Source organism: Rhodococcus sp. SG20037 (assembly GCF_031763325.1).
In the GTDB taxonomy this organism is placed as follows: Bacteria; Actinomycetota; Actinomycetes; order Mycobacteriales; family Mycobacteriaceae; genus Rhodococcus_F; species Rhodococcus_F qingshengii.
In genome coordinates, this window is record NZ_CP134497.1 from 6,056,185 (window position 1) to 6,081,761 (window position 25,577).

Genomic DNA, 25,577 nt, shown 5'->3' on the forward strand with positions numbered 1-25,577 from the left:
GTGTGTGATGGTGCGATTGGCCATGGTTACGTTCGATGCAACGGATGCCCGATCACTTGCCACCTGGTGGTCGGAGCGATTCGGCGAGGCGAGTACCGATGGTGACGAAGATTTCCTGACGGTGACGGCCCCGGATCTCCCACTCACTCTCGGTTTCCAACGGATCGATCAGGCTCGCAGCCAAAGGAATACGGTTCACCTCGACTTCGACCTCGAACCGCAGGATCCTCCGCGGGACGAGGTCGTCGCGACGTTTGTCGCGGCAGGAGCAGCCCACATCGAGCGCCATGAGTCGGGCGGATCAATTTGGGACGTGTTGGCGGATCCGGCGGGAAACCTTTTCTGCGTAGGTGATCCGCATTAGGGTCAGTCCGACAACCAGTCCGAGATCGAGTCCACTGCTCATTCGGCAAAGCTTGAAAGTGCGTCACCCGCACAGCCGTACATGCATTCGTTCGCATACGGTCGGGTGTGTCCCAGCGGCAACCCAGACTGGAATGTCCGCTGTGTCAAATCTGCCGATAGGGGGCTGGACGGGTGGGATCGCCTGATTTGCTGGGTCTGACGGCCTCGCTGTCGTCGTCGACGCTTGTCCTCGCGTTCGTTGCCGGGATTCTTCCGCGAGTCGTCGGTGATGAACCGAATCCCGTTGTCGGCATACGCACGAAGGCGACGATCTCGAGCCCCGAGGCGTGGCAATTGGCCCATCGGATTGCGTGGCCCCTTCTACGCCGGACGGTGTGGACAGCCGTAGTGGGACTGTGCATGCAGGTCATCATCGCTGTCGTGACAGGTTTCGGATCTGTGGTGTCGGCTGTCGCCTCAACAGTCGTGTTTCTAGCGGTGCTCCTTGTCCTGCTCTGTGCAGCGTTGAAGGGCAACGCCGCGGCAAAATCGTTGCGGCGCTGACCACCCGGGCCCGCATTTGTCAGAGGTGCCCTAGTTCTCCGATTTCAGTTCCCGATACGCGGTCGTTCGCGCCGGCGTGGTCCACGGTCCCGCATCTCGAGGATCGCGGCTGCCGTGGACGCGACCGTCTTGTCGTTGTCGCGTGTCAGCCGGGCGAGCGCTTCCCGGGCCGCCGCGCCGGGAATCTCAGCGAGTGCCTGCGTGATTCGCAACCTCGTCGGGGCGTCGTCAGTGCCGTCGAGTCTTGCCTGCACGGCATCGACGACCTCACCGCTTGTCGGTGAGTGCTCCGCGAGAAGACCGAGCACCTCTCCGGCCTCGACGTCGCGTCGCCCGTCGGCGACCATCTCGAGGAGAGCGGGCATCGAGACGGCCTCTCCGCGAGATCCGAGGGTGAGAGCGGCATCAGCGCGGACTATCGCGTCCGAATCATCGAGAGCTCGCTTCAGCGCCCGAGTTGCTTCCTCGGTGTGGATCCCGGAGATGGCCGACGTCGCGCGGCGTCGAACCTCGACGTCCTCCGATTCGAGCCCCTTCGTGAGACCTGCAAGGCCCGCACCTTCGGTCCTCGCCAACGCCCACTGCAACGCTCCGGCCACGTTGGCATCCTTCTCCGACAGGATGGCCTCGACGAGTGCGTCGACGGGCAACGCCGCATTCAGCTCCTGCGACAGGATCGCTTGCTGACGATGAGCAGCGAACTCGGATTCGAGTGCACGCAACAGCGAGACCATGCGCAGGACGTCGTCCCACTCCGAAGGGGCGCTGGCATCGACCCTTTCGAGTTTGGTCAGCAATTCCTCCTCCGCCGCGATCCGTTGCCGAGTGTGTTGCATGAGTTCACCCACCAAATCGGCCGGCGCGAAGTCGGGTTCGTCCAGTGCACGCTTGGCCTCGTTCAACGAGAGCCCCAACGTCCTCAAGCTCTCGACGTGGAAGAGTCGACGGATGTCGTCGGCGGAGTACTCCCGGTAACCGCTGGACGTGCGGCCCGTCGGCTTCACCAGTCCCAAGGTGTCGTAGTGACGCAGCATCCGTGTGCTGACACCACAACGCCGCGAGACCTCGCCGATCAACATCCGTCTCCCCTTCCTACGCGTCCGGGCCGATTGCCGCGACGCGCTTCGCCAACTCGTGAGAGAGTGCGAACCCACCGTCGGGGTCGTGCCAGAGTTGCTTTGTAGCATCAGCATGCGCCCGGACACGCGGATTCGGGCTCATACCGGCCGCGTCGAGCACCGGTAGTACAGCCTCGCCGAGTCCTGTCAGAGCTCGACTGAGACTGAGCTGCATCTGCAGTTCACCCCGCCCGAGTTCGGTCGCCAGATCCGCTGCGAGTGCACCCTCGACTCCTGCCGGCACGAGTGCCACTGCGGCGCGCCACGCACTGCGCGCGACCTCGTCGTCCTGGTCGTGCACCAGCGCAGAGACCTCGGGCCACGCGATCGGATCGCCGATCTTGGACAAGGTGTGGAGCGCCTGACTGCGGGCTTGCGAACCATCGGACCCGAGCTCACGGATCAGCCTCGGCACCGTAATTTCGGCCGGCAAGCGGCACAATGCCCAGGTCAGCATGTCGCGGACGAAGAAGTCCGGCTCGACGGCGCACCGATCGATCAGGGCATCCGTCAGCTCAGGGTCCGGGCGCGTGCCGACAGCGAGCGCGGCGCGCAGCCGAACCGAGGGATCAGCCGCGGCCAATGCGTCGACGAGGTGAGCATTCTGTCCACCATGGTTGGTTGTGTTCACGACAACCACCTCCTTCGTCGACCATTGGAGTCCTTGTCACTGTGTCAAGGTCAAGCGTCGCTGTCTCCGACACGGGAAATATCGCCTCGGATCACACGCCGGTTGTCGATCCTGGCCGAAAGATCATCAACACGACGACAACGACCCAGAGCAGATTGAAGATCCCCGTCGCTGTGCCCAGTCGACGGGTGAGCCGCGTTGCGACATCCACAACGGACCCGGTTCCTTCGATCGCCGCCATTGTCAGCCGTTGGGCGGGAAGCACGACCGCGGTGAGTATCACGGCGGCAACGACGGTGAGTGCGATCGAGGTGAGGATCCACAGGTCACCGAGCACTCCGAGATTGACGGCGGTGGCGACACCGAGCATCGGAACGACAACGCCGATCGTGGCATACACCCGAACGATGCGATGCAGCATGCCCGTCGTCGCAACACTGGCGCTGTCCGGATCGGCGAGCGCGGCGCGACTCGCCACCGGGAACATACTCGCCGCCACAGCGACGGGGCCGATGGCAAGAATGGCCGCAATCACGTGGAGGGACAGCAGGATTCCGGTCATGGGATTTCTCGCGTTTCGGTACGCACAAGCGTATTCACGCAGCGTCCGGGGCGAAGGTGATTACAGGCTCGGCGCCATTGGCCGACCACACCGTTCCACGACGCTCGTAGTCGAAGAGCGCTTCGACCTCGAGACTTATCCGGGGCCCGAGGCATCGTTCCAACAGGTACAGGCCAAGGTCGAGACCGGATGTCACACCGCCGGCGGTGATCAGGTCACCGTCGTCGACGATTCGCGCCTGGATCGGAATAACGCCGCCGGCCGCCAGTGCGTCCACGGCAAGATGGTGTGTCACGGCGCGGCGCCCTTCGAGAAGCCCCGCCATCGCCAGCGCCAAAGATCCTCCACAGACGGTCGCAACAAGAACACCAGGATCGTCGAGTGCACGCCGCATCATGACAGGCAGTTCGGTTTCCGTTGTGGCCGCGAGTCTTTCCGGCAAACTGGTGCCCGGCTGGTCCGCATCGGGTTCGAAGAGACCCGATGCTCCGGGAACGATAATCAGATCCGCGTGTTCGACATCGAGGGTTGCAGTGGCGGTCATAGCGAGTTCACCACTTCCGCTCAGGACGGTCCCAGGCCCCTCCGCACTGACGAGTTCGACACTCAACGCCCCACCGCTGGCGAGACCCCCGGCGTAGAGCACCTCGTACGGACCCACGACATCCATGGGATCGAATCCGTCGAACAACACGATCTGCGCGTGCACTGCAACCTCCGATTTTGTGCGACGCGCTCCTGTGCACGTCGCTGTTCCCACGACAGTAGGAGGAAGTTGACCTCTATGGCGACGGCTGAAAGCCAACCTTCGACGGATTTCAGCCAACCTCACATATTCTGCGAAATACCAGTTGAGAGGATATTTCAAGACACGAGATCACCGAATCTCGCGCGACATACGCTACGTTTCAGACATGCATGACGTTGCAGTTCTCGCGTTGCCCGGGGTGGTGCCGATGGACCTGGCGGCACCCCTCGAAGTCTTCGGACGATGCAGGCTCCCCTCGGGTGCACCGGCGTACCGGACCTCCGTGTGCGCGCTCACCGAGGAGGTGGAGACCGGAACGTTCACGATGCGAGTACCGCACGGACTCTCACGCCTCGCCCAGGCAAGCACGATCATCATCCCGGGCACCGCCGATCTCGACGTGCCGATCGACCCCGAGATCATCGAAGCCCTCAGAACTGCCGCGGATCGCGGCACGCGCATCGCCTCACTGTGCGTCGGCGCATTCACCCTCGCCGACACAGGCCTGCTCGACGGACTTCGCGCGACGACGCACTGGGCGGCTGCGTCGGAGTTGGCCCGCCGGCACCCGGCTATCGACGTCGACGCTGCCGTTCTCTACGTAGACAACGGGCACGTCCTGACTTCCGCCGGCGCCGCGGCCGCACTCGACCTGTGTCTGTACATGGTTCGTCAGGACTACGGGTCCGCGGTCGCCGCCGACACGGCGCGGCTGAGTGTGATGCCGCTCGAACGTGCCGGAGGGCAAGCACAATTCATCGTTCACGAGCCTCCCGTACCCAGCGGAACAACCCTCAGGCCGCTACTGAACTGGATGGAAGAGAATCTCGGGGAGCAGCTCGACATCACGACAATCGCGGCCAGGGCAACGATGAGCACCCGCACGCTCAACCGCCGCTTCCAGGAACAAATCGGTACGACGCCGTTGCAGTGGCTCCATCACGCGCGGCTCCGCCAAGCGCAATTTCTCCTCGAGACTACCGACCACTCGATCGAACGTGTTGCGGGACAAGTCGGATTTAATGCCGTCACCACGTTCCGCGAACGTTTCCGAGACTTGGTCGGCACCAGCCCACAGCGGTACCGGACACAGTTTCGAACTTCCCGCTAGCGGGCCGGTCAGCCCTTGACGTTGCCGGCAGCGGTGTTCAGAACTGTGGCGACGTCGTCGAGGATGTACGGGATGGTCAGGACCGTCAGTCCGCCGAACGCGAAGTTCTTGTCGACGCTGAAGTCCTTGGTGGATGCCGTACGCCCATCGACGATCACCGGCTGAGCTGCCACCAGTGGCTCGGCAAGGAACGCGCTCAGAGAGTCCTTGTCGTAGGCCACCACGAACAGCACGTCAGACGCAATCAGAGGCGCCTGCTCGGTGCTCAGCTCGAAGTACACGGCCTCCGGATCCTTGGCGGGATCGGCCTGCTGGATCGTCGGCTCGTTCTTCAGACCCAGCTGCTCGAGGAACTCGACACGCACGTCGGCGTTCTTACTCACCGCGAACGTGCTCGGGCTGTTCGGGAGTGCGATGGTGACGGTCTTACCTTGCAACGCAGGGTTCTTCGCAGCGGTCGCGCTGATCGCGGCGTTGGTCTTGTCGATGAGTGCGCCGGCCTCGGCCTGCTTACCCAGCACCTGACCGGCGATGGTCACCTGGTCTTGCCACGACGCGGTCCACGGCTCGTCCGGGAAGGAAACCACCGGCGCGATCTTCGACAATGCGTCGAATTCCTGCTGAGTGAGCCCGGAGTACGGGGCGAAGATGAGATCTGGTTCAGCCTTGGCGAACTGCTCGACAGGTGCTTCGCCCGTTCCGTCACCCGACAACAAGATCGGCTGCTCGCCACCGAGCTTGTCGAGTGCCTCGGCGTCCCACTTCAGAATGCCCTGCGCGTCGGCCCCGTACTGAGGTCCGGAGAAAGTGGGCATCGCGACCGGGACGACACCGAGCGCCAGGAGGGCGTCCTGATTGGACCATCCCCAGGTTGCGACCCGCCTGGGCTCCTCCTTGATCTCGGCCGTGCCGAGGGCCGACGTGATCGTCACCGGGAACGCGGCGTCGAATGCGGATGAAGTCCGGGTGCTGTCTTTGTCGTCGGTGCTGTCTTTGTCGCTGTTGCTGCTGCAGGCCGCCATTCCGGCCGCCAGCCCGCACGCCGCCACGACGGCTACCATCCGGCGGACACGGCTGCCACCACTTCGTCGCTCTGACAGCCCTCGTCCCAAAATTCTCGCCACGCCAGGACCTCCCGGTCGATCGACCTGCTCAGACACCCCGAGCGGGTGACGGCGCCTAACGTAGCACGAAGGTAACCCTATCCTCAGTTGTCGTGCGCTCTACTTTGCCCTCTGTCGTCGCACCATCTCCGCGATCCAGATGGGCGCAAACGGCGAGGTGCAGTTCGGTGGAGTCGGGTAATCCTCGAGCACCCGCAGTCGCTCACCGATCTCGATTGCCCGGGCGCGGTACTCGGCATGTTCGATCCCGATCTGAGCCAGGCAGTGATTCATCGCCCATTGCAGGCGGTCAGGAGCATCCTTCATCTCCGCCTCGATGACGTCGAGTAGCCCTGAAAGGTCAAGTCCCTCGGGCTTCTTCGCGACACGTTCGGTGGTCAGAGCCCACCCGGCGCTAGCAACCACAGGATCAGGGTCAGCGGTCCAGGCCACCCGCAACTCCTCGGCATGCGGGTTCTTCTTCACCACGTAATTGACGAGCCAGTCCTGCACCTTCGGAGTGCGGGCCTCTCGCAACATGACATCCAACTCGTCACGCTCGAACGCCTTCGGGCGGCAGATCAAAAGGGCCAACAATCGCGCCGCGGTATCGCCCGTCGCCCAAAGCTGTTGTGCGAGTTCCTGCTGAGTCTTCAATCGCTTCGCAACAGCGCGCAGTTTTGTGAGGTTCACACCGTGATCGTCACCGTGTTTCTCGTTCACCGCGCGCGCCTTCGGATCCTCGAGCGCAGCCAGCTCGTCCATCACCGCGGCAACCGTCGTTTCAGCCACGTCGTCCTCCAGTCACTACTTCTGCGATTCACCTACAAGCAAAGCACGAGAAGGCGAGCGACCCACGTTTGAAACTTCGACCACTGGGTACATGTCTGCTCCTGAGGTGGCGGCACGTCACCATGAAGACAGGACGAACCTTGCATATGCGACGCGCCGCGGGTGCTGAGAACGTGGACGAAACCGCACGCGGAGATGAAGACGGCGGTAAGAGCGTTCTCACTCGGGCCATAACCGGCCCACTCCTTTTCGTGTTCATCCTCGGAGACGTTCTGGGTGCCGGCATCTACGCATTGGTGGGCGTCATCGCCGGTGAAGTTGGTGGAGCCGTCTGGGTACCACTGCTCGTAGCGCTCGTCATGGCATTGCTGACAGCAACGTCGTATGCCGAACTGGTCACCAAATATCCGCGAGCGGGCGGCGCAGCCGTCTTCGCCCAACGGGCGTATCGGAAACCACTGATCTCGTTCCTTGTCGGCTTCTCGATGCTGGCGGCCGGCGTAACCAGTGCGGCGGGACTCGCCCTCGCCTTCTCGGGCGACTATCTCAAAGCCTTCATCGACGTCCCAACCGTTCCAGCGGCGCTCGTCTTCCTGCTCCTGGTGGGACTTCTCAATGCCAGAGGCATCAAGGAGTCGATGCGCGCCAACGTCGTCATGACAGTCGTGGAGGTCACCGGACTCGTCCTCGTTGTCGTCCTCGCTTGCATAGTTCTCGGGCGCGGCGACGGAACCCTGAGCCGCGTCGTGGAGTTCGACGACAGCCGATCGCCTGCACTCGCGGTGCTGGCTGCGGCACTCCTCGCGTACTACTCTTTTGTCGGCTTCGAAACGTCCGCGAACGTCGCCGAAGAAGTGAAGAACGTGAGCAAGGTCTACCCACGCGCACTGTTCGGAGCATTACTGACAGCCGGCGCCGCCTATGTCCTTGTCGGCCTGGCTGTCTCGGTGGTCCTGCCCGCCGACGAACTTGCCGCATCCTCCGGGCCACTGCTGGAAGTTGTGTCAGCTGCCGACGTCGGCGTTCCGCCTCGCCTGTTCAGCCTGATCGCGTTGGTCGCCGTCGCCAACGGCGCACTGCTGACAATGATCATGGCGAGCAGGCTGACATACGGGATGGCATCGGAAGGCTTGCTCCCGAGCGTCTTCGCTCGGGTACTGCCGCAGCGACGGACCCCCTGGGTGGCGATTATCGCGACCACAGCAGTTGCCATGGCTCTCTGCGTCACCGGATCACTGTCAGCCCTGGCGGAGACGGTGGTACTCCTGCTGCTTTTCGTATTCATCAGCACCAACATCGCCGTCCTGGTTCTGCGCCGTGACGCAGTGCAACACAAACACTTCCGAACGCCGATCATCTTCCCGATCCTCGCTCTCGGTACGTGCGTTGCGTTGCTCACCCAGCAGAGCGCTGCGACGTGGTTACGCGCATCATTACTCTTGGCCGTCGGAGTAGTGCTGTACGCCCTCTCCCACCGCCGATCCACGAAGTGAGGTGCGATGTACAGGAGCCGGTGTGATGACCGACAGTTCTGACGCGTCAGATGTAATTCAGCGTCGAGAGCGAAAGATCAACAGGCGAACCCTGACGTACGGCTTGTCAGTCGTTCTGGCTACCGCGGTTTTGGTTATCGCGATCGTGTGGTTGGGCTCCCGGCGGGGCGAATGCTTCGGTACCGACACCTTGCTGTGCTCACAGAAGGATCGCCGACTGGCGGTCTTCGTCCCGAGCCTGATGTTGCTGCTCGGGACCGTGGGTGCGTTCTTGCGAGCCTCCCTGCGATTGCACCGCCTGCGGCGCCTCTACATCCGGCCGTACATGGCGTGGGGCTTGGCGGGCCTCACCCTGACGTATCTGACCGGAGCTTACTTCTTGATCGGGGTCTAGATTCTCTGAATACGTCTGTTCAGCAACCAGATTGAGTCGACAGCCGCAAATCAGAATCGCGGATCGTCGATCGCAGTGAGGACTACTTCCCGCACTGACGTCGAAGACGACAAACTCGAGATCGAGCGCACCGTATCCACAACGTCATGTACCGGGACCAGAGATCCCTCTCCCCTGGCGGCAGCGACGTCTCGGGGCACGTCGAGTCCGTCTTCTGTATTGAGATATCCGAGATGAAGGACAGTCACAGCGAGTCTGTCCTTCCGGTAGCCCTCTCTCAACGCGTCGGCAATGCCGTTGATCGCGAACTTCGATGCACCGAACGCAATCTCCGGCCTACCGCTTCGCGGGAGTCCCGAGGTGGACCCGGTCAAGATGATCCGAGGTCGAGGACGGCCGATCATTCTCGGGATCAGGCGCTTGAGCAGGAGAATTGTGGCCGTGATGTTGGCGTTGATCATTTCGAGCATTTCCATGTCCGATTGTTCTGCGAATGCATAGTCAGTTGTGAAGGCGTCCCCTTCCCAAATCCCGACGTTGCAAATCAGGGTGTCTACACCTCCGACAAGCTCCTGATCGATCGAGTTCGCCGCCGTAACAGGGTCGGTCAGGTCGGCTTCGATCCACTCGGAGACGTCGAACCCGTCAGGGCGCCGCCGAGAGATGCCGAGAACTTCGTCGCCATCGCTTCTCAGACCCTCGATCAAAGCACGACCAAGACCTCGGCTCGCACCGACAACAACCGCCCTCGCCACAATTACACCCTTCGTCGCTTGCTCATTCCCATCCTATCGATCCGGTGGTCGCCGATAATCAGCTCGTCAGGTTCGAGTGATCACGAAAAGTGTCGGAAAGTGAACGAGGCTCCCTCCCGAGCACCTCGTGCACACCGTTGGAAATGTAATCGTCACGACCTTTGGATATCGCAACGAACAGGTTTGTCAGCGACTGCACGAAAGATTCAGGAATTCCCATACGGGTTGCGTCGGATTTCCATTCGAGGACGGAGATCGATTCGAATCTCCCTGCATCCGTGCCAGTTACATCAGCGAGGACCCGGAGGGCTTCCTCGAACGAGTAGGACTTCGGACCCGTCAGCGGCAAAGGACCGCTCGGCGAAGGGTCGTCCATCGAAAGGATGGAGGAGGCCACTTCTGCGATGTCTCGGTAATCGATGAACGGCTCCGAACCGGTTCCCGCCGGGAGCCTCAATGTGCCGGTGGCCTGAAGTTGTCCCGCGAACATACCCGTCGTGAAATTCTGCGCGAACCAACTCGGTTGAAGGAAAGTGCTCTTCACCGCCGACTGGGCAAACGCGAATTCGGCCCCGACAGCTATGCCGTCACCACTGACGGATGGGTTTCGAGCGGTCAGAACAACTGCGTGCTCCACGCCGCAATTCTCCAAAAGGTCCACGAAGGCACCAAAATCCACCACTCTTTCGGGCAGCACCACGTACGCGCGCGAGACGCCTTCGACTGCTTGCCGCCACGTGTCCTGCGTGAACCAGTCGAAGGGCGTAGACCGAGACGAACGGGAGGCTCGCCGTACCGCGTGTCCTTCGCTCTCCAGTGAATCCGCCACTATCCGACCAGTTTGGCCAGTACTTCCGAGTACCAAAATCTCTCTACTTTTTGCCATGGTTGAACGCTAGTTTCGTCGTCGGTCAGCGCACCATGCTCGAGGGTTCAGGATCCATGTGATTGCGTTTCGCCCCTCCAACTCTCCATTTGCCTAGTATCAGGAGATGCTCAGTCCCGTAGACAGCGCACTCTCGGCATTTCGTATCGTGAGCTTCGATATCGCGAACACCGGCATCGCCAACACCGGCATCGAGGACTTCGATGCGTCTGCAGAGTCGTCGACATTCGAGGTGGGATTCTCCCGAAAGTTCCTTATTTTCAGCAATACTGAACTATCACTCGAGATAACATCTACCACTTCACGCGGAGAAGTTACAGCGCTCCACGCTGGTGAGGTCGGCATCCTGTGCCTGCCCGCTGACCGTGACTTTCGCCTGTCCGAACCACATCGCGATTCGGATCGAACGGAAAGGTCCAGCCGCCTACCCGTCCTCGTATTCTCCTTCGAGTCGGCAGGAAATCTGTATTCGATTCTGGAGCATCATCTTCCGAATCTTTTGACGTCGAGAACCTCAGAGGTGAGCTCGGTATCCCATGTCCTGCAGTCGCTTGCCCGGGAACACGACAACTGGGCCGATGGGAAAGGATTCCCATCCACGGCGGTCAGACTCCTCGAATCGATTGTCTGCCTGATGCTCGCGGAGTGGTCTGCCGGTTGGAATGTGGGGAACCTGTCGCACGATCCCCGTCAATCGATCAGTGCCGTATTGCGCGAGGTCTACTCAAATCCCGGGAAGAAATGGACCCTGCCGGCGATGAGCGCCATTGCCGGCATGTCGCGATCCATGTTCGTCTCTGAATTCAAAAGTTCCGTCGGTGAACCCCCGATGCAACATCTGCGCCGGTGGAGGCTGGCCTTGGTCGCGGATTTGCTGATCGTCGATCCATCGCTCACATTGGATCGTTTGGCAAAGAAGACCGGGTATTCGGATGCGTTCAATCTCAGTACCGCGTTCAAGACGCATTACGGGGTGTCACCTTCTCAGTACCCCTCTCGAGCTCGAACCGAATAATCCCTACCTGCACATCACCCGTTTCGAGTGAGTCGCGATGCGCCGGGAGCAGCCAGGCTGTGGGGAGCGTCAACGCGCCCGAATGGTCTCACGATGCCGCCGAACTGACGCCGAAGTTATTCGCTCGAGAGCGACGCCGTCCTCGCGAATTGCGCTTCCGACTTGAAGGCCATCTACGCCTGAGGCTCAGCGTAGCCCGCCGAGTCGGGCGACTATCATGGACGCGTGCAGGAGGTGAGCGACGAGACTCGAAACTACGGCGGTCGACCGGTATCGGCTCGGCGTGCCGAAAGGCGGCTGCAGTTCATTTGGGCTGCGCTGGAAGTCTTCTCGGACAAGGGCTACGCCTCGAGTTCGGTCGCGGACATCTGTACCACTGCGAGCCTTGCACGACGACAGTTCTACGACGAGTTCGACAGCCGCGAAGATCTGTTGATCGCACTGTACGACCAGATCCAAAGCGATGCGCGGGACGCGATGCTGACTGCGATCACTGACGAAAAGCCCGACACACTAGCCGATCTCGCAGAGACGGCGATGACAGCGTTCGTCGAGTCGATCGGCAGCGATCCTCGGCGAGCTCAGATCTCGTACGTAGACATCGTCGGGGTCAGCCTGCGAGTGGAAGCACATCGAGTAGAGCGGCGCACAGAATGGGCCGTGTTCTTCAAAACGACAGTTCAAAATGCCGTGGGTGAGGATTTCGTTCCCCCCGGAGGATACGAAATGGCGTCGACAGCATTCATCGGCGCACTCATAGCTCTCGTGCATCAGTGGAGCACTACGCCCACCCGCACGCCCGTCGACGGTCTTGTCAAAGTCATGTCCACGATTCTGAGCGCTCTGATCGGCACCGACACCTCGTCCAGCTGATTCGACCGCGGCGCGCCACACGCTGCAGCGTCTTCCTCGGAACCCTTCTGCCTTCCGGCCCTTCTCCCGCAGGCCGGAATCTTCCTCAGCGGCGGCGCGCGGTGCAGGGCCCCATACAGACTCCAACTGTGGCGAACACCGATGCGAGACGACCATTGCGAGTCCCGTCACATGTGCGCTACCTTGAGGGAAAGTTAGACAACAATGTCTTACACGGAAGATCTGAGAAGAAATGCACAAAGCTGCGCTGCTCCGTCTCACGACAGTGGGCTTCCTCGCTGTCGGAGCATTTTCCATGAATCTCGCTCTTGCACAAGCGGAATCGCAAGATTTCTATCAACCACCCACGACATTGCCGGCAGGGGAGGGCACGATGATCAAGTCCGAGCCTACCCCTCTGCTCGGTCAGATACCCGGCATCCCTGGCACTTGGCCGGGCAATGGCGAGAAGATCATGTACACCTCCACTCTCGTGGACGGAACTCCCGTGGCCACCACGGGCGCAGCCATCACGCCGGCGTTTCCCTGGCGCGGGCCCGGTGAACGACCTACCGTGGTCGTCGCTCCGGGTACGTTCGGCCAGGGCGATCAATGCGCCGGTTCGAAGAACCTTGCGTGGGCCTTCAATATTCAGATCAGCCCTCAGTTGAGCTTGCCCGTCAACTACAACGTCGCCGACGCCGGCTTGCTGCTCACCGCAGGGTTTCGAGTAGTCATGCCCGACTACATCGGACTTGGCACTCCCGGGATTCACACCTACGTCAACAGGGTCGAGCAGGGCAACGCCGTCGTCGATGCCGCGCGCGCCTCGAATCAACTGTGGAATCTGCCTGACTCCACGCCGATCGCGTTCTGGGGCTACTCCCAGGGCGGCGGGGCGAGCGCATCCGCTGCAGAAATCGTCGGCGAGCGGGCACCAGAGCTGCACATGCTCGGTACCTACGCGGGGGCAGCCGATCCCGATCTGCGCGAAGTTCTCCGCAAGGCAGACGGGTCACTACTCACCGGAGCGATCGGGTACACCCTCAACAGCCTGATGGCGAGATACCCCGAGCTAGGTCCGATCTTCGACAAGCGGCTCAACGAGGAGGGAAAACAATGGCTTACGACCAGTGCGACGCAATGCGTGCCGGATACCGGGCTGACATCGTTGGGTACTCGTAGTACCGATTACACCGTCGACGGAAAATCCTTCTCTCAGATCCTCTCCGAAGAGCCGGAACTCGCGGCAGTAGTCGACGATCAACAGATCGGACGCACGACCCCCTCTGCCCCGGTATACCTGCACACGTCCACCAACGACGACATCGTTCCCGCTGATTCCGTTGCAGCACTGAGAGACAGATGGTGCGCATTGGGAGCGGAAGTCGAATACACACAAGACGACATCACGCCGCCATTACTACCGGGGTCAACTCTCAGCCATGATTTCGGAACGGCGACCGGAATGCCGCTAGCGGCAAAGTTCCTGTGGGACCGAATCAACAAGGCACCGGTCAACTCAGCGTGCAGTGCCTGACGGGCTGACCGAGAACGCCGATGGCCTGGCCACTGCCGAAAACAAGGAACACCAACCGAAGGGAACGGCATGGCTGACGTAACTGTTGTTTTGGTACACGGTTTTTGGGGCGGCGCGGCCCACTGGGGCAAAGTCATCGTCGATTTGCACGCCAGGGGATATTCGAATCTCCGCGCCGTCGAACTGCCTCTGACATCACTCGCTGACGATGCCGAACGCACGCGCAAGATGGTCGAGCAGATTCAAGGCCCTGTTCTGCTGGTCGGTCACTCCTATGGCGGTGCAGTCATCACCGAAATGGGGGACCTCCCCAACGTCGTCGGGCTGGTGTACATCGCAGCGTTTGCACCCGATGCCGGCGAAAGCCCGGGCGGTATCACCCAACAGAACCCACCCGCCGCTGCCGCAAATCTGACACCGGACTCCGACGGATACCTGTGGATCATTCAGGAAAAGTATCGCGAAAGCTTCTGTCAGGATCTCGACGTCAATGACTCACTGATCATGGCAGTTACCCAAAAAGCACCATTGGCAAGTACTTTCGGTGACGCGGTTACTGCACCGGCGTGGAAGGTCAAGCCGAGCTGGTACCAGGTCTCCAGTGAAGATCGAATGATCCATCCCGACAACGAGCGCATGATGGCTGGGCGAATGAACCCCCGCAAACTCGTCGAGCTGCCGGCTGGGCACGCATCCTTGGCGTCGCAGCCGTCAGCGGTAACCGACTTGATCGTCGACGCGCTCAGCGACATTCAAGTCTGACAACCCGATCACTCATCCCCCGAGCGGCAGGTCCCGGCCCGCTCGGGGGGTATCGGACCGAACCGGTACGCCACACGGAGAGCAGAGAATTGCTGAGCGAGCATGGATACAGCGTTTTCTGCATCAGATTGAACGCTCTTTTCGCAACCCGCCAACCTGGATTGACCAATGCACGAGTCTGCGACGCACTTCGCCAGCAGGGGTATCGCATATCGACGCCCTACCTTTCTCAACTTCGCACCGGGGTTCGCCGCGCCCCGTCAGCGACTGTGATGCATGGCCTCGCACAGTTCTTCGGTGTCACAACCAGCCACTTCTTCGACAGCCGAGGCGATTCAGGAACTGAAGACTCGCGACACTCGGATGCCTTGCTCATTGCCCAGTTGTCGGATGAACCGGTGAAGCATCTTCTCGGACTGACAAACGCTTTGTCGTTTGATTCCCAGGAGATGCTGATTTCGTTAGTTGATCGGTTACGGGGATCCGACAGACTGGCGAGCCGCAAGTCAAGATCGCAGTGAATGTCGACTCTGCAGCGTCCAAGCCCACGCATCGATAGGCCCCCGCCCAGGCAGGCAAGGCAAGGCAAGCGAACGCAAGGACATGTTTCGTGGTCTGACCAACATGTTCAGCAGGTGTGTAGATCGGCAGGCTAGGTGGATGACCTCTCCCATGCCCTTCGGGGCCCTGACGGCCCCGAACAGCGCAACTCGAACGCACAGCAGAATGTCGCATGCTTCCGAGCGAGGTGTAGCCGGCGAGCCGTCGAGGATTCACTCGCGAGTGAATCGGCGCACGCTGTTCGCAGGGGCGGCGGCACTCGCAGCCGCAGTCACACCCGCTGCCCCTGCAACTGCTACCGCAGTCACCGGCGTCTCTTCAGCTTCCCCCGCGCGACCGGACTACCTTCTCGTTCACGGTGGCAGCCATGGAGGTTGGTGTTGGCGCAAACTCGCGCCGATGTTGCAACGCGGCGAAAACCGAGTGATCACTCCGACGATCACCGGCGTAGGTGACCGATCCCATCTCCTCCATGCAGAGTTGAGCTACGACGACGCTGTCAACGACATCATTCGGACGATTGAAGCAGAGGAGCTCACAGACTTCGTACTGGTCGGCCACAGCATCGGTGGTGCTTACATAACCTCGGTGACTGACCGGATGCCTGAGAAGATCCGTCGATTGGTCTACCTCGACGCTGTCGTCATCGAAAACGGTGAGACAGTGCTGTCCACAATGCCACTCGGCAGTCAGGAGGTACTCCGAACGCTTGTCGCTGCCACCGGCGGGCACGCTGTACCCGCCCCGACAGATCCCACGATGTTCGGTCTCACCGATCGAAATGACATCGATTGGGCGAAAAGGCAACTCACTGCGCACCCATGGTCGACCTGGAGTGACACAGTCACTCTCACCGGTCCGGCTGGAGCTGGACTTCCACGGCACTACATCGACTTCACCGAGCCCGCCTTCCCCGACATCCAAGCGTCGAAGCAGCGGGTGCTGAACAACTCGCGCGAGTGGCAACTCGATCGGATCAACACCGGGCACGACGGGATGATCTCCGCTCCCCGAGCAGTCGCCAAGCAGATATTGTCCTACGACCGCTGACTCGATCAGCGGCGAAACTATCGACGATTCAGATTGGACGCCACTCGAAATGCAGCGCGAAAACATTGCTCCACAACTCATTACGGGTAGGTTCGGATACAACGCCGCGGTCAGAATCAGCGCACCTTCGGAGTTTCTCTTCGTATCGGGGCATGAGGGACGAGGCAGCGTGGACACACGCGGAGGCGTCGGCGACTTCAGAGCCCAAGTTGCAACGACTTTTGTCAACATCGACCGCACCCTCGAAGTTGCGGGCTTCAGTTTCAGAGACGTAGTACAGATCCGCATCTTTGTCAGAGACATAGCTGCTGCAACCTCGAACTACGATGTTGTTCTCGATGCCCTCGAAACCTACCAATGCTCACCAGCCAGCTTGATGGCTGAGACTACCGGGCTGTCCGACCCGGCAATGCTGGTCGAGATCGAAGCTGTGGCAGTCCGCTAGGGCACCTCGAACGAAATTGACGGATATCTCCAATTCCGCAGAGCGGTACTCATATTCGATCTCACGGATGAATTTCTTTTCGGCAAGCGAACTTACGTAATGGAGGAATAGTCGTGGCGCAGCAATACACTTTCGTTCTCGTGCATGGAGCTTGGCATACCGGGGAGCACTGGGCACCAGTGGCGAAACACCTGCTTGCAGTCGGCCATCGCGTGTACACGCCCACGGTCTCGGGGTTCGGGGTATCACAGATGAGTGTCCGACACGCGGACGGTGTCGAGTCGATCGTTCGGTACATCACCGAGCGAGACATCACGGATTTCATTCTGGTGGGACACAGCTTCGGCGGCACGGTCATTTCCAAGGTCGCAGAGGTATTTCCTGACCGCATTCGACGACTTGTGTATTGGAACGCCTTTGTTCCAGCGAATGGCAACAGCATCAACGACGAGTCCCCTGCTCACTATCGAGAGATGGTGCGCGAAGGAGCGGTGGATGGAATGTTCTCCTTGCCTTGGAACGTGTGGCGAGAAGCGTTCTTGAACGACGCCGATCACGAGACAGCCATGAGCGCCTACGAGTCTCTATGTCCGACACCGGTCACTATGTTGGAAGACAAACTTGATCTCACGAAGTTCTACGAACTCGTCAACTCCGGGACGATGAGGACTTCCTACCTGAACTGCACGGAAGACACCGCAATGCCCCACGGCGAGTTCGCTTGGCATCCACGATTTTCGAGCAGACTCGGCCTGTGCAGGATCGTTCAGATGGCAGGAAGCCACGAAGCGATTTTCACTACACCAGCGACCCTCGCCGAGAAGCTGGTCGAAGCCGGGCGCGACTGACTCGTTCTGTGGGTGCCGATGTGCCGCTCCGAGACTACGGAGTGGCACCAACGCCGGCGTCCACCAATGACGCAGCGGGATCCGAAGTCTCCGTCATCAAAGCGATGCATATTTCTGTCAGTCGGTCTGCGAGGTCCGCACGGCGCCGAACGCTTCCGATACGGATAGCGTTGCCGATCAACGTCATTGCTGCACTCACGGTGAACTTCGCCTCGGTGGCATCCAAGCCGGGGCGAACTTCACTGAGCGCTCTAACCCACAGCTCCAGGTAGTCCCGCTGAGCTTGGACACATGCCTTTCGGGTGTTGTCGGGAAGCTCGGCGAGTTCCGTCGCCATCAAACCGATGAGGTGTCCGTCTTCCAGGGCAAACGCGATATGAACACCCAAGAGAATGTCGAGCGTCTGGCTCGAATCGCCTACTTGCGACAGGGCCTGCCTCACGGCAAGGTCACGTCGGTCGAAACCACGGGTGATTGCCGTGGACAGAATGTCGAGCTTTGTATCGAAATGGTTGTACACGTTCTGGCCTGTCGTCCCGCAGGCCGCGCCGATGTCCTCGTTGCTCACCGTTCGATACCCGCGTTCGTCGAACAGTTGAATCGCCGCAGTCAGTAGTTGTTCGCGTCGCGAAACGGGTATGGAGATGACCTCTGTGCGCGCAGCGGGAACGTCGGGGTCCGCAGACCCGATGGGGGACAGGGAAACACGCGCCGAAAGGTCGAACAGCAGTGCCTCCATCTGGCGGGGAGGCATCGAGATTCGGTGACTTGACGAACTGCTGAACACTGCAAGGATCGAGTACGCCAGCAGCCGACTGTCGGAGTCGGAAAGGTCAGACCTGTGCGCTTGCACCAGCTCCGAGATGCGAGAGGTACTGAACCGCAACTTCTTACGCAGCATCTCTCGTTGGTCGTCGTCCAGATACCTGGCTTCACGCTGCCACAACAGCGGCAGCCCGCGGCGCTCGACCGACGTTGCCGACAGCGTTGTCAGCAACGTGTACAGATCCGTTGCACCGCCGACAGATTCATTGAGAGACTCGATCCCGGCCAGAACCGCGTGATAGAGCAGGCTGTTCTTGTTTCGATAATGGCGATAGAGCGCGGACGTCGTGATGTCCACACGAGCGGTGACATCCGAAACAGAAATGTTGTGATACCCGTGCTCCCGGAACAGCTCGCTTGCTGCTGTCAATATCTGTTGCTTACGGTCGCGGGGTCGACGGACGGCAGTCATCGGTTCCCTTTCACGTGGCACGCCGCCATCCTATCGTCGATTCGGTCATTGCGTCAGATTCACAAAGCGAGTGTACTCGCATGAAGACGACTCATAACCAGAAAAGTCCAGTTACCTACTATTCTGCACACTCGGGAACCTCAGGTAGCTACTTTCGACTCGTAGCTTTCCAGACGATCTCCTTGTCACGCTCGGGGTTGGCGAAAATCAAGGTTCCGAACGCAAACAGGACCGCAACCAATCCGAAGGCCTGGAACGCAGTGGCATAGCCCGCAGCCGGAGTATCGGCAGCGTCGACGATCCGCCCGGTCACGTAAGGGCCGATCAAACCCCCGATTCCCATCATTGCCATGAAAACTCCGAGCGTTCCGGCTGTCTGCCGGGGCGGACATATTTCGGAGATCGTGGCGATGATCAGCGGATAGCCGGACGCGAGGAACCCGTATCCGACCGAGACGATCGCGACCGCCAGCGCGGGGGCCGACACGTAGGGCAGGAACACCATGATCATTCCGCTGACGAGCACACCCACCGAGGGAACGATTATTCGAATCAGGCGGGACGTGGCGCCGCGAGAAGTCAGACGATCTCCGGAAGAGGAGAGGATCAACATCAAGATCAGGCCCGCAATGCTGGGGAATGCGAACATCGAACCAGCCTGCAGTCGGCTGTATCCCAGGCCCACTTCGAAGTACGACGGAAGCCAGGTCAGCACAACCGCGACGATGGCGTATATCGCCATCACCAGCATTGTGCAGCTGATGAACGTCCGCGTTCGGAAGATGCGTATCCACGGCACCGCCGGCTCGTCGGTCTCGGCTGCACCGGCTCCCGCCTCTTCTCGTCGCTTTCCACTACGGATATAGGGACCCTGCGACCACAGGGGCAGCCAGAGCACGCACCACAACACGCCGAGCACCGCCATGCAAACCACGGCCGCACGCCACCCCCACGTGACCGTCACGAAGGCAAGCGCGGGAGCCACGGCAATCTTCGCCAGCGAGGCCGACCCGGCGAGAAGCGCACCTGGAAGTCCACGTTTCGCCGGCGGATGCCAGGAGAACGCGGCGGTGTGCGTCAGGGGCCCGCTCGGCCCCTCAGCCAAACCCAACAGCATCCGACTGACCACCAGCACAGCAAAACTCGCCGTGATGACCATCGGGAGCATTGCCGCCGACCAGAGCAAGGCCAACACCGCCAGCGCCCATCTCAGTGTCGTTATTCGGGCAATCGCTCCGGAAAAGAAACCGCCGATCGTGAAGGTGAGGAAGAACAAGCTACCCACGAGACCGATCTGGGATGCTGTCAACCCCAACTCCTTGGACAACGGTTGGGCAATGATGCCCAAAACCGCTTTGTCGCCCCAGTTGATGACGGTCAGGAAGACCAGCAGCGAGGTCAAACCCCAAGCACGGCGACGTGATTCGGGCGGTGCGGGCACTGCTGTCCCCGAAGATGCTTGTTGGTGTGTTGCCACTTGACGAGGCGTTGCCTTGGGTGTGGTCCGGGGTGTTGTCACTGTCGGATCCTTCGAGGAGACGGTTTGATCAACGGGCACTGCCAACGCAGTGCAGGGGCAGACTTGTCGCTTGGTTTGGTGACACTTCGAGTTCACATCGATGTTTGGAATCGAGATCCATCACGCTCTTCTTCCGCAGAGAAGACACGTCAGTTGGCCATTCCTTGAGAGAAAACCACCGAATAGCACTGCCAGATAAGCAGAAACAGACAGTTCGATGCCCGCCTCCCTCAGGTCGAAATTTTCCGTTCAGCCATCCGTGCGCGGGCATTTCTCATGCAATGTCGCTTCAGGGAATTACTTGGGATTCACTTTGAGCTATTTTCCCTACTGTGTCAAGGGTCACTTCGAACTACCGACGACACTGGTGACCTTGCCGAAAGGCCAGTTCCCTCGAAACCCAACCGCACGATGCCCCAACACGTGCGGTGACAATCGACAGCTTCCGGCACCCCAGAGTGTCCGTCACTCGCCACCTACGCCCCATCCTGCCAAGGTTGCACGCAACTGTGAACGCATTGGAATAGCGCTTGACCAGCTGTGACAGCGAAGATGCTTGACATACATACTTTTAAGGCCTAAAAGTGAATCATCAGTAATTGCGAATGAAGCTCCCGGAGCCACGACGCCTCGGGATATCGCAGCGCCGGAGCAACCACCGGCCTGGACTACCGCCAATTACGTTTCGCTACAACACTCTTCACTCGAAAGGGAACACCGTGGGAAATGGGATCGCGGGAACTGGGACCGTGGGTAACCTGGAGGGAAAGGTCGCTCTCGTATCCGGGTCGGGACGTGGGATCGGTCGAGAAATCGCACTCAAATTCGCCCGCGAGGGTGCAGCGGTGACAATCAACGACTTGGATCCCGAAGCTGCTGCACAGACCGAGCACGACATCAAGGCGGCCGGCGGGCAAGCAGTCAGCGTAGTGGGTTCAGTGTCCGAGGACGGTTTCGCGGAGCGATTCGTCAGCACTGCGGTCGAGACCTTCGGTGGTATGGACATCATCGTCAACAACGCCGGATATACCTGGGATTCGGTGATTCAGAAGATGACCGACGAGCAGTGGGACACCATCGTGGACGTGAATCTCAAAGCGCCGTTCCGCATCCTGCGTGCGGCGCAACCTTTCATCAAAGCCAACCCGACCGAATACCACCGCAAGGTGGTGAACGTGTCGTCGGTGTCGGGGTACTACGGGAACGCCGGCCAATCCAACTACGCCGCCGCCAAAGCCGGACTGATCGGACTGACCAAGACTCTTGCCAAGGAATGGGGTCGGTACAGGGTCAACGTCAACGCAGTGGCCTTCGGACTGATCATCACGAGAATGACCGAGGTGTCCGCGGACGCGAACGCGACGTTGACGATCGACGGCCGCGAGATTCGCGTCGGCGTCAACCCTGATCGCTTGGCCGTCGCGTCGAAGATGATCCCATTCGGCCGAGGCGGCAATCCGGTGGAAGCCGCGGGGGCGGTGTACCTGCTGTGCACTCCCGAATCGGACTACATCAACAGCCAGTGCCTCGTCGTCGACGCCGGACGCGTCTGACCCAAAACACGTCATCTCACCACAAATCTTCAGGAGCGCATCATGAAACGTACCGTCTATGCCCCCGAGCACGAGGCATTCCGCGAGACCATCCGGACCTTCATCGCCAAGCAGGTGACGCCGAACTACCCGGAGTGGGAGAACGCGAATCAGGTACCGCGTGAGTTGTTCAACCAGCTTGCAGAACTCGGCGCGACGAGTTTCGACATCCCCGAGGAGTTCGGTGGCGCCGGGCCCACCAGCTTCAAATTCCAAGCTGTCATCCAAGAGGAAACAGCTCGTGCAGCAGTAAGTTTCGGACACTACGGAGTGAGCATCGGCATCGTGCTGCCGTACCTGCTGCGCCTTGCCGACGACGAGCAGAAGCAGCGGTGGCTTCCAGGCGTGGCGAGCGGCGAGACCATGCTCTGCATCGCCATGACCGAGCCGGGAACCGGATCGGATCTGGCAGGCATCAAGACCACGGCGCGCCTGTCCGAAGACGGCACCCACTACATCCTCAACGGTGCCAAGACCTTCATCACCGGTGCCCGCAACTCGGAACTCTGCGTCGTAGCCGCTCGAACCTCCGCGCCGTCCGAGGAGGACCGACGCTTCGGACTCAGCCTCCTGGTAGTTCCCACCGACAGTGTCGGCTTCAATTTCGGACGCAAGCTCGACAAGATCGGTATGAAGTCTTCCGACACCAACGAACTCTCGTTCACCGATGTTCGAGTTCCGGTCGAGAATCTCCTCGGCGAGCAGGACAAGGGATTCTCCTACCTCGGCCAAAACCTCCCCCGCGAACGACTTTCCATCGGTGTCGGCCAGACCGCATGTGCGGCCGCGGCGATCGAGTTCGCGTCGGAGTACGTCCGCCAGCGTCAAGTCTTCGGTAAACCTGTTGCATCCTTCCAGAACACCAAGTTCGTTCTTGCCGAATGTGCTACCGAAGTCGCTGCCGCGCAGGCACTGGCGGACAAGGGACTCGATCTCGACGACTCCGGAGAACTCACCGCCGCCGATGCTGCACGCATCAAGCTGTTCTGCACCGAGATGGCAGGCCGCGTGATCGACAAGTGCCTACAACTGCACGGCGGCTACGGGTACATCCTCGAATATCCGATCGCTCGCCTGTACGCCGACACGAGAGTCTCGCGCATTTACGGCGGTACCAGCGAAGTCATGAAGACCATCATCGCCAAGGACATCGGTCTCTGATCTCCAACCGACTCGGACACAGGAGCTTTCATGCGTGATGCAGTCATTGTCGATGCGGTACGGACACCGATCGGCAAACGTGGTGGCGGGTTGTCCACCACGCATGCAGTCAATCTGTCAGCGCACGTTCTGCGCACGCTGGCAGAGCGAACCGGGCTGGACCCCGCAATCGTCGACGACGTGATCTGGGGTTGCGTCGGAACCCTCGGCATGCAGGCCGGCTGTATCGCCCGGTCGGCAGTACTCGGTGCAGGATGGCCCGAACATGTCCCTGGCGTGACAGTCGACCGTCAATGCGGCTCTTCGCAGCAGGCCGTACACCAGGCGGCAGCGGGCGTGATCTCGGGCCAGTACGACGTCGCAGTCGCGGGCGGAGTCGAGATGATGAGCGTCATCCCGCTCGGCGCGGCTGCGCGTGCCGGCGACTACGGGCCGATGCACGGTCCACTAGTGCTGGGGCGCTACGACATCGAGCGATTCAACCAAGGACTCGGCGCTCAGATGATCGCCGACGAGTACGGCATCAGTCGCGCCGACATGGATCGACACGGCCTCGACTCGCATGCCCGAGCTGCTGCCGCTGTCGACGCCGGCCGTTTCGCCGGCCAGATCGCTCCGGTCGCGGTCACCGACGCCGAAGGCGCCACCCGGATCATCGAGGCGGACGAAGGTATCCGTCGCGGCGGGACCATGGAACGCCTCGCCGAGCTGCCGGCAGCGTTCGAGGGAACCGAGATCACGGCGGGAAACGCTTCCCAGGTTTCCGACGGGTCCGCCGCGCTCCTCGTGACGACCAGTGACGTTGCGCGTGAACACGGTTGGACACCGATCGCCCGCATTCACACTGCGGTCGTGACCGGTACCGATCCGGTGAGCATCCTCAAGGGCCCGATCCCGGCAACGGCGTTGGCGCTGAAGAAGTCCGGGTTGACGCTCTCCGACATCGGCACGTTCGAGATCAACGAAGCATTCGCCGCCGTGTCGCTGGCCTGGTTGCGCGAGACCGGAGCCGACTATTCGCTGATGAACCCCAACGGCGGCGCCATGGCCATCGGGCATCCCGTGGGAGGCTCCGGCGCGCGGTTGATGACCACGATGGTGCACCACATGCGTGACGAGGGAATCCGTTACGGCTTGCAGTCGATGTGTGAGGGCGGCGGCATGGCCAATGCCACCATCCTCGAGTTGCTCTGAATGCGCCTCACACACAACGAATCAACCACCAATCCACGAAGACCAGTAATCACAAGGGAGCACCGATGAGTCGCAAAGTACTAGTCGCCGGGGTCGGAATGATCCCGTTCACGAAGCCAGGGCGCAGCGAGCACTACTACGAGATGGGCGCGAAGGCCATTGTCAACGCACTCGCGGACGCCGGAATCGGATTCGACAAGATCGGGCAGGCCTACGCCGGCTACGTGTACGGGGATTCGACGAGTGGCCAACGCGCCATCTACGGCGCGGGTATGACCGGAATTCCGGTTGTCAACGTCAACAACAACTGCGCGAGTGGCTCGTCCGCGCTGTGGTTGGCCAGACAAGCCGTCGAGTCGGGCGTCGTCGAATGCGCACTCGCCGTTGGCTTCGAGCAGATGCAGCCTGGCGCTTTGGTCAACCACTGGGGAGACCGCCCGGCTCCGATGGAGCGACACGCGGAAGTCCTCGACCGCACCTACGGCATCGACCCCGCCAACCCGTCCATGGCGATGCAGTACTTCGGTGCCGCTGCGCAGGAGTACTCCAAGCGGTACGGGGTCTCGCCGGATCTGTTCGCGAAGATCTCGGTCAAATCCCGCAAGCACGCTGCCAACAACCCGTACGCGGTTTTCCGTGAGCCGGTCACCGAGCAGGAAGTGCTCGAATCAAAGGCACTGTACGGCGGGCTGACTCGTTTGCAGGCCTGCCCGCCCACCTGCGGAGCCGGCGCCGCCATCGTATGCAGCGAAGATTTCGCGCGCGCCCACGGCCTCACACCGGGCGTGGCGATCGCAGCTCAAGAGTTGGTCACCGACTTTCCCAGCGTCTTCACCGACGACGACGTCTTCAAAGTGGTCGGTGCGGACATCACTCGAGTTGCTTCGCAACGGATTTACGAAAAGGCCGGAGTGGATCCACGCGACATCCAGGTCGTGGAATTGCACGACTGCTTCTCGGTCAACGAGGTGCTCTCCTACGAGGCCCTCGGATTGGTCGACGAAGGGTGCTCCGAGAAGTTCATCCTCGACGGCGACAACACCTACGGCGGCCGGATTGTAGTGAACCCCAGCGGTGGTCTGCTGTCCAAGGGGCATCCGCTCGGCGCCACCGGCTTGGCGCAGTGTGCGGAACTGGTGTGGCAGTTGCGCGGCACCGCCGACGCACGACAGGTCGACGGAGCAAAGCTTGCACTGCAGCACAATCTCGGTCTCGGCGGCGCCGGCGTCATCACGCTCTACGAAAAGGTTGCTTAGCAACCACTTCCGCCAACACGTCAACACCGCCGCGCCGTAGCTC

General features: G+C 60.8%; 26 protein-coding genes. 16 read left to right on the forward strand and 10 right to left on the reverse strand.

Going from position 1 to position 25,577, the window contains the following annotated elements; genetic code table 11:
- Positions 1–22: 22 nt before the first annotated feature.
- Both RHP72_RS27985 and RHP72_RS27990 read left to right on the forward strand, forming a co-directional pair.
- Positions 23–364, forward strand: a complete 342-nt coding sequence (locus tag RHP72_RS27985; RefSeq protein WP_198402560.1) for a VOC family protein — start codon at positions 23–25, stop codon at positions 362–364.
- Between the two features lie 173 nt (positions 365–537).
- Positions 538–909: an SdpI family protein gene (locus RHP72_RS27990; protein ID WP_311094101.1), complete on the forward strand. Its 372-nt coding sequence runs from the start codon at positions 538–540 to the stop codon at positions 907–909.
- 44 nt (positions 910–953) lie between these two features.
- Here the strand turns inward: RHP72_RS27990 and RHP72_RS27995 are convergent, their stop codons facing one another.
- The 4 genes from RHP72_RS27995 to RHP72_RS28010 all read right to left on the reverse strand — a co-directional run bounded on the left by RHP72_RS27995 (position 954) and on the right by RHP72_RS28010 (position 3,929).
- Positions 954–1,988: a HEAT repeat domain-containing protein gene (locus RHP72_RS27995; RefSeq protein WP_209448092.1), complete on the reverse strand. Its 1,035-nt coding sequence runs from the start codon at positions 1,986–1,988 to the stop codon at positions 954–956.
- Between the two features lie 13 nt (positions 1,989–2,001).
- Entirely contained in the window at positions 2,002–2,667 is a 666-nt protein-coding gene (locus tag RHP72_RS28000) for a HEAT repeat domain-containing protein (protein WP_172827070.1), read from the reverse strand.
- Between the two features lie 82 nt (positions 2,668–2,749).
- Positions 2,750–3,220: a DUF2269 family protein gene (locus tag RHP72_RS28005; RefSeq protein WP_003943264.1), complete on the reverse strand. Its 471-nt coding sequence runs from the start codon at positions 3,218–3,220 to the stop codon at positions 2,750–2,752.
- Positions 3,221–3,254: 34 nt separating this feature from the next.
- On the reverse strand, positions 3,255–3,929 hold the full coding sequence (locus RHP72_RS28010) for a DJ-1/PfpI family protein (RefSeq protein ID WP_058038449.1): 675 nt from the start codon (positions 3,927–3,929) through the stop codon (positions 3,255–3,257).
- A gap of 205 nt (positions 3,930–4,134) precedes the next feature.
- On the opposite strand from RHP72_RS28010, the gene RHP72_RS28015 reads away from it, so the two are divergent.
- On the forward strand, positions 4,135–5,079 hold the full coding sequence (locus RHP72_RS28015) for a GlxA family transcriptional regulator (RefSeq protein ID WP_209448093.1): 945 nt from the start codon (positions 4,135–4,137) through the stop codon (positions 5,077–5,079).
- An 8-nt stretch (positions 5,080–5,087) separates the two neighbouring features.
- Here RHP72_RS28015 and RHP72_RS28020 read toward each other — a convergent pair whose 3' ends face one another.
- Positions 5,088–6,203, reverse strand: a complete 1,116-nt coding sequence (locus RHP72_RS28020; RefSeq protein WP_256082923.1) for an ABC transporter substrate-binding protein — start codon at positions 6,201–6,203, stop codon at positions 5,088–5,090.
- Between the two features lie 99 nt (positions 6,204–6,302).
- Positions 6,303–6,974: a DNA alkylation repair protein gene (locus RHP72_RS28025; protein WP_030537444.1), complete on the reverse strand. Its 672-nt coding sequence runs from the start codon at positions 6,972–6,974 to the stop codon at positions 6,303–6,305.
- Positions 6,975–7,120: 146 nt separating this feature from the next.
- On the opposite strand from RHP72_RS28025, the gene RHP72_RS28030 reads away from it, so the two are divergent.
- Both RHP72_RS28030 and RHP72_RS28035 read left to right on the forward strand, forming a co-directional pair.
- Complete coding sequence (locus RHP72_RS28030) at positions 7,121–8,467, forward strand: APC family permease (protein WP_198035674.1); 1,347 nt, start codon at positions 7,121–7,123, stop codon at positions 8,465–8,467.
- A gap of 25 nt (positions 8,468–8,492) precedes the next feature.
- A complete protein-coding gene (locus tag RHP72_RS28035) occupies positions 8,493–8,861 on the forward strand; it encodes a hypothetical protein (protein WP_054188379.1) in 369 nt (122 codons plus the stop codon).
- Positions 8,862–8,911: 50 nt separating this feature from the next.
- Here RHP72_RS28035 and RHP72_RS28040 read toward each other — a convergent pair whose 3' ends face one another.
- Positions 8,912–9,616: an SDR family oxidoreductase gene (locus RHP72_RS28040; RefSeq protein ID WP_311094102.1), complete on the reverse strand. Its 705-nt coding sequence runs from the start codon at positions 9,614–9,616 to the stop codon at positions 8,912–8,914.
- A gap of 58 nt (positions 9,617–9,674) precedes the next feature.
- Positions 9,675–10,445 (reverse strand): dTDP-4-dehydrorhamnose reductase, encoded by a 771-nt coding sequence (locus RHP72_RS28045; RefSeq protein WP_257232913.1) that lies wholly within the window; start codon positions 10,443–10,445, stop codon positions 9,675–9,677.
- Between the two features lie 205 nt (positions 10,446–10,650).
- Between RHP72_RS28045 and RHP72_RS28050 the strand changes: the two genes are divergently transcribed.
- From RHP72_RS28050 to RHP72_RS28080, 7 genes are all read left to right on the forward strand, one after another.
- Positions 10,651–11,517, forward strand: a complete 867-nt coding sequence (locus RHP72_RS28050; RefSeq protein WP_311094103.1) for a helix-turn-helix transcriptional regulator — start codon at positions 10,651–10,653, stop codon at positions 11,515–11,517.
- A 225-nt stretch (positions 11,518–11,742) separates the two neighbouring features.
- Complete coding sequence (locus RHP72_RS28055; RefSeq protein ID WP_209448096.1) at positions 11,743–12,390, forward strand: TetR/AcrR family transcriptional regulator; 648 nt, start codon at positions 11,743–11,745, stop codon at positions 12,388–12,390.
- A 232-nt stretch (positions 12,391–12,622) separates the two neighbouring features.
- Complete coding sequence (locus RHP72_RS28060; RefSeq protein ID WP_209448097.1) at positions 12,623–13,909, forward strand: lipase family protein; 1,287 nt, start codon at positions 12,623–12,625, stop codon at positions 13,907–13,909.
- Between the two features lie 69 nt (positions 13,910–13,978).
- Positions 13,979–14,671, forward strand: coding sequence for an alpha/beta hydrolase (locus RHP72_RS28065; protein ID WP_209448098.1), 693 nt, complete (start codon positions 13,979–13,981; stop codon positions 14,669–14,671).
- Between the two features lie 660 nt (positions 14,672–15,331).
- Positions 15,332–16,282 carry an alpha/beta fold hydrolase gene (locus RHP72_RS28070; RefSeq protein ID WP_311094104.1) on the forward strand — a complete coding sequence of 317 codons (951 nt, stop codon included), beginning with the start codon at positions 15,332–15,334 and terminating at the stop codon, positions 16,280–16,282.
- Positions 16,283–16,331: 49 nt separating this feature from the next.
- Positions 16,332–16,727: a RidA family protein gene (locus RHP72_RS28075; RefSeq protein ID WP_003943219.1), complete on the forward strand. Its 396-nt coding sequence runs from the start codon at positions 16,332–16,334 to the stop codon at positions 16,725–16,727.
- 140 nt (positions 16,728–16,867) lie between these two features.
- Positions 16,868–17,575: an alpha/beta hydrolase family protein gene (locus tag RHP72_RS28080; RefSeq protein WP_311094908.1), complete on the forward strand. Its 708-nt coding sequence runs from the start codon at positions 16,868–16,870 to the stop codon at positions 17,573–17,575.
- A 34-nt stretch (positions 17,576–17,609) separates the two neighbouring features.
- Here RHP72_RS28080 and RHP72_RS28085 read toward each other — a convergent pair whose 3' ends face one another.
- Together RHP72_RS28085 and RHP72_RS28090 are read right to left on the reverse strand one after the other, a co-directional pair.
- A complete protein-coding gene (locus RHP72_RS28085; protein ID WP_238565268.1) occupies positions 17,610–18,833 on the reverse strand; it encodes a TetR/AcrR family transcriptional regulator in 1,224 nt (407 codons plus the stop codon).
- A 127-nt stretch (positions 18,834–18,960) separates the two neighbouring features.
- Positions 18,961–20,331, reverse strand: a complete 1,371-nt coding sequence (locus tag RHP72_RS28090) for an MFS transporter (RefSeq protein WP_372510007.1) — start codon at positions 20,329–20,331, stop codon at positions 18,961–18,963.
- A gap of 749 nt (positions 20,332–21,080) precedes the next feature.
- Between RHP72_RS28090 and RHP72_RS28095 the strand changes: the two genes are divergently transcribed.
- The 4 genes from RHP72_RS28095 to RHP72_RS28110 all read left to right on the forward strand — a co-directional run bounded on the left by RHP72_RS28095 (position 21,081) and on the right by RHP72_RS28110 (position 25,534).
- Positions 21,081–21,884: an SDR family NAD(P)-dependent oxidoreductase gene (locus tag RHP72_RS28095; RefSeq protein ID WP_209448100.1), complete on the forward strand. Its 804-nt coding sequence runs from the start codon at positions 21,081–21,083 to the stop codon at positions 21,882–21,884.
- A 42-nt stretch (positions 21,885–21,926) separates the two neighbouring features.
- Positions 21,927–23,084: an acyl-CoA dehydrogenase family protein gene (locus tag RHP72_RS28100; RefSeq protein ID WP_003943151.1), complete on the forward strand. Its 1,158-nt coding sequence runs from the start codon at positions 21,927–21,929 to the stop codon at positions 23,082–23,084.
- A gap of 30 nt (positions 23,085–23,114) precedes the next feature.
- Positions 23,115–24,278 (forward strand): acetyl-CoA C-acyltransferase, encoded by a 1,164-nt coding sequence (locus tag RHP72_RS28105; protein WP_256082918.1) that lies wholly within the window; start codon positions 23,115–23,117, stop codon positions 24,276–24,278.
- A gap of 65 nt (positions 24,279–24,343) precedes the next feature.
- A complete protein-coding gene (locus tag RHP72_RS28110; RefSeq protein ID WP_003943007.1) occupies positions 24,344–25,534 on the forward strand; it encodes a lipid-transfer protein in 1,191 nt (396 codons plus the stop codon).
- Positions 25,535–25,577 lie beyond the last annotated feature (43 nt).

Coding starts and splice junctions, on each gene's coding strand:
- RHP72_RS27985 (WP_198402560.1), top strand. CDS start 23: ATGGTTACGTTCGATGCAACGGATGCCCGATCACTTGCCACCTGGTGG.
- RHP72_RS27995 (WP_209448092.1), bottom strand. CDS start 1,988: ATGTTGATCGGCGAGGTCTCGCGGCGTTGTGGTGTCAGCACACGGATG.
- RHP72_RS28005 (WP_003943264.1), bottom strand. CDS start 3,220: ATGACCGGAATCCTGCTGTCCCTCCACGTGATTGCGGCCATTCTTGCC.
- RHP72_RS28015 (WP_209448093.1), top strand. CDS start 4,135: ATGCATGACGTTGCAGTTCTCGCGTTGCCCGGGGTGGTGCCGATGGAC.
- RHP72_RS28030 (WP_198035674.1), top strand. CDS start 7,121: ATGCGACGCGCCGCGGGTGCTGAGAACGTGGACGAAACCGCACGCGGA.
- RHP72_RS28035 (WP_054188379.1), top strand. CDS start 8,493: ATGACCGACAGTTCTGACGCGTCAGATGTAATTCAGCGTCGAGAGCGA.
- RHP72_RS28060 (WP_209448097.1), top strand. CDS start 12,623: ATGCACAAAGCTGCGCTGCTCCGTCTCACGACAGTGGGCTTCCTCGCT.
- RHP72_RS28065 (WP_209448098.1), top strand. CDS start 13,979: ATGGCTGACGTAACTGTTGTTTTGGTACACGGTTTTTGGGGCGGCGCG.
- RHP72_RS28070 (WP_311094104.1), top strand. CDS start 15,332: ATGACCTCTCCCATGCCCTTCGGGGCCCTGACGGCCCCGAACAGCGCA.
- RHP72_RS28075 (WP_003943219.1), top strand. CDS start 16,332: ATGCAGCGCGAAAACATTGCTCCACAACTCATTACGGGTAGGTTCGGA.
- RHP72_RS28100 (WP_003943151.1), top strand. CDS start 21,927: ATGAAACGTACCGTCTATGCCCCCGAGCACGAGGCATTCCGCGAGACC.
- RHP72_RS28105 (WP_256082918.1), top strand. CDS start 23,115: ATGCGTGATGCAGTCATTGTCGATGCGGTACGGACACCGATCGGCAAA.
- RHP72_RS28110 (WP_003943007.1), top strand. CDS start 24,344: ATGAGTCGCAAAGTACTAGTCGCCGGGGTCGGAATGATCCCGTTCACG.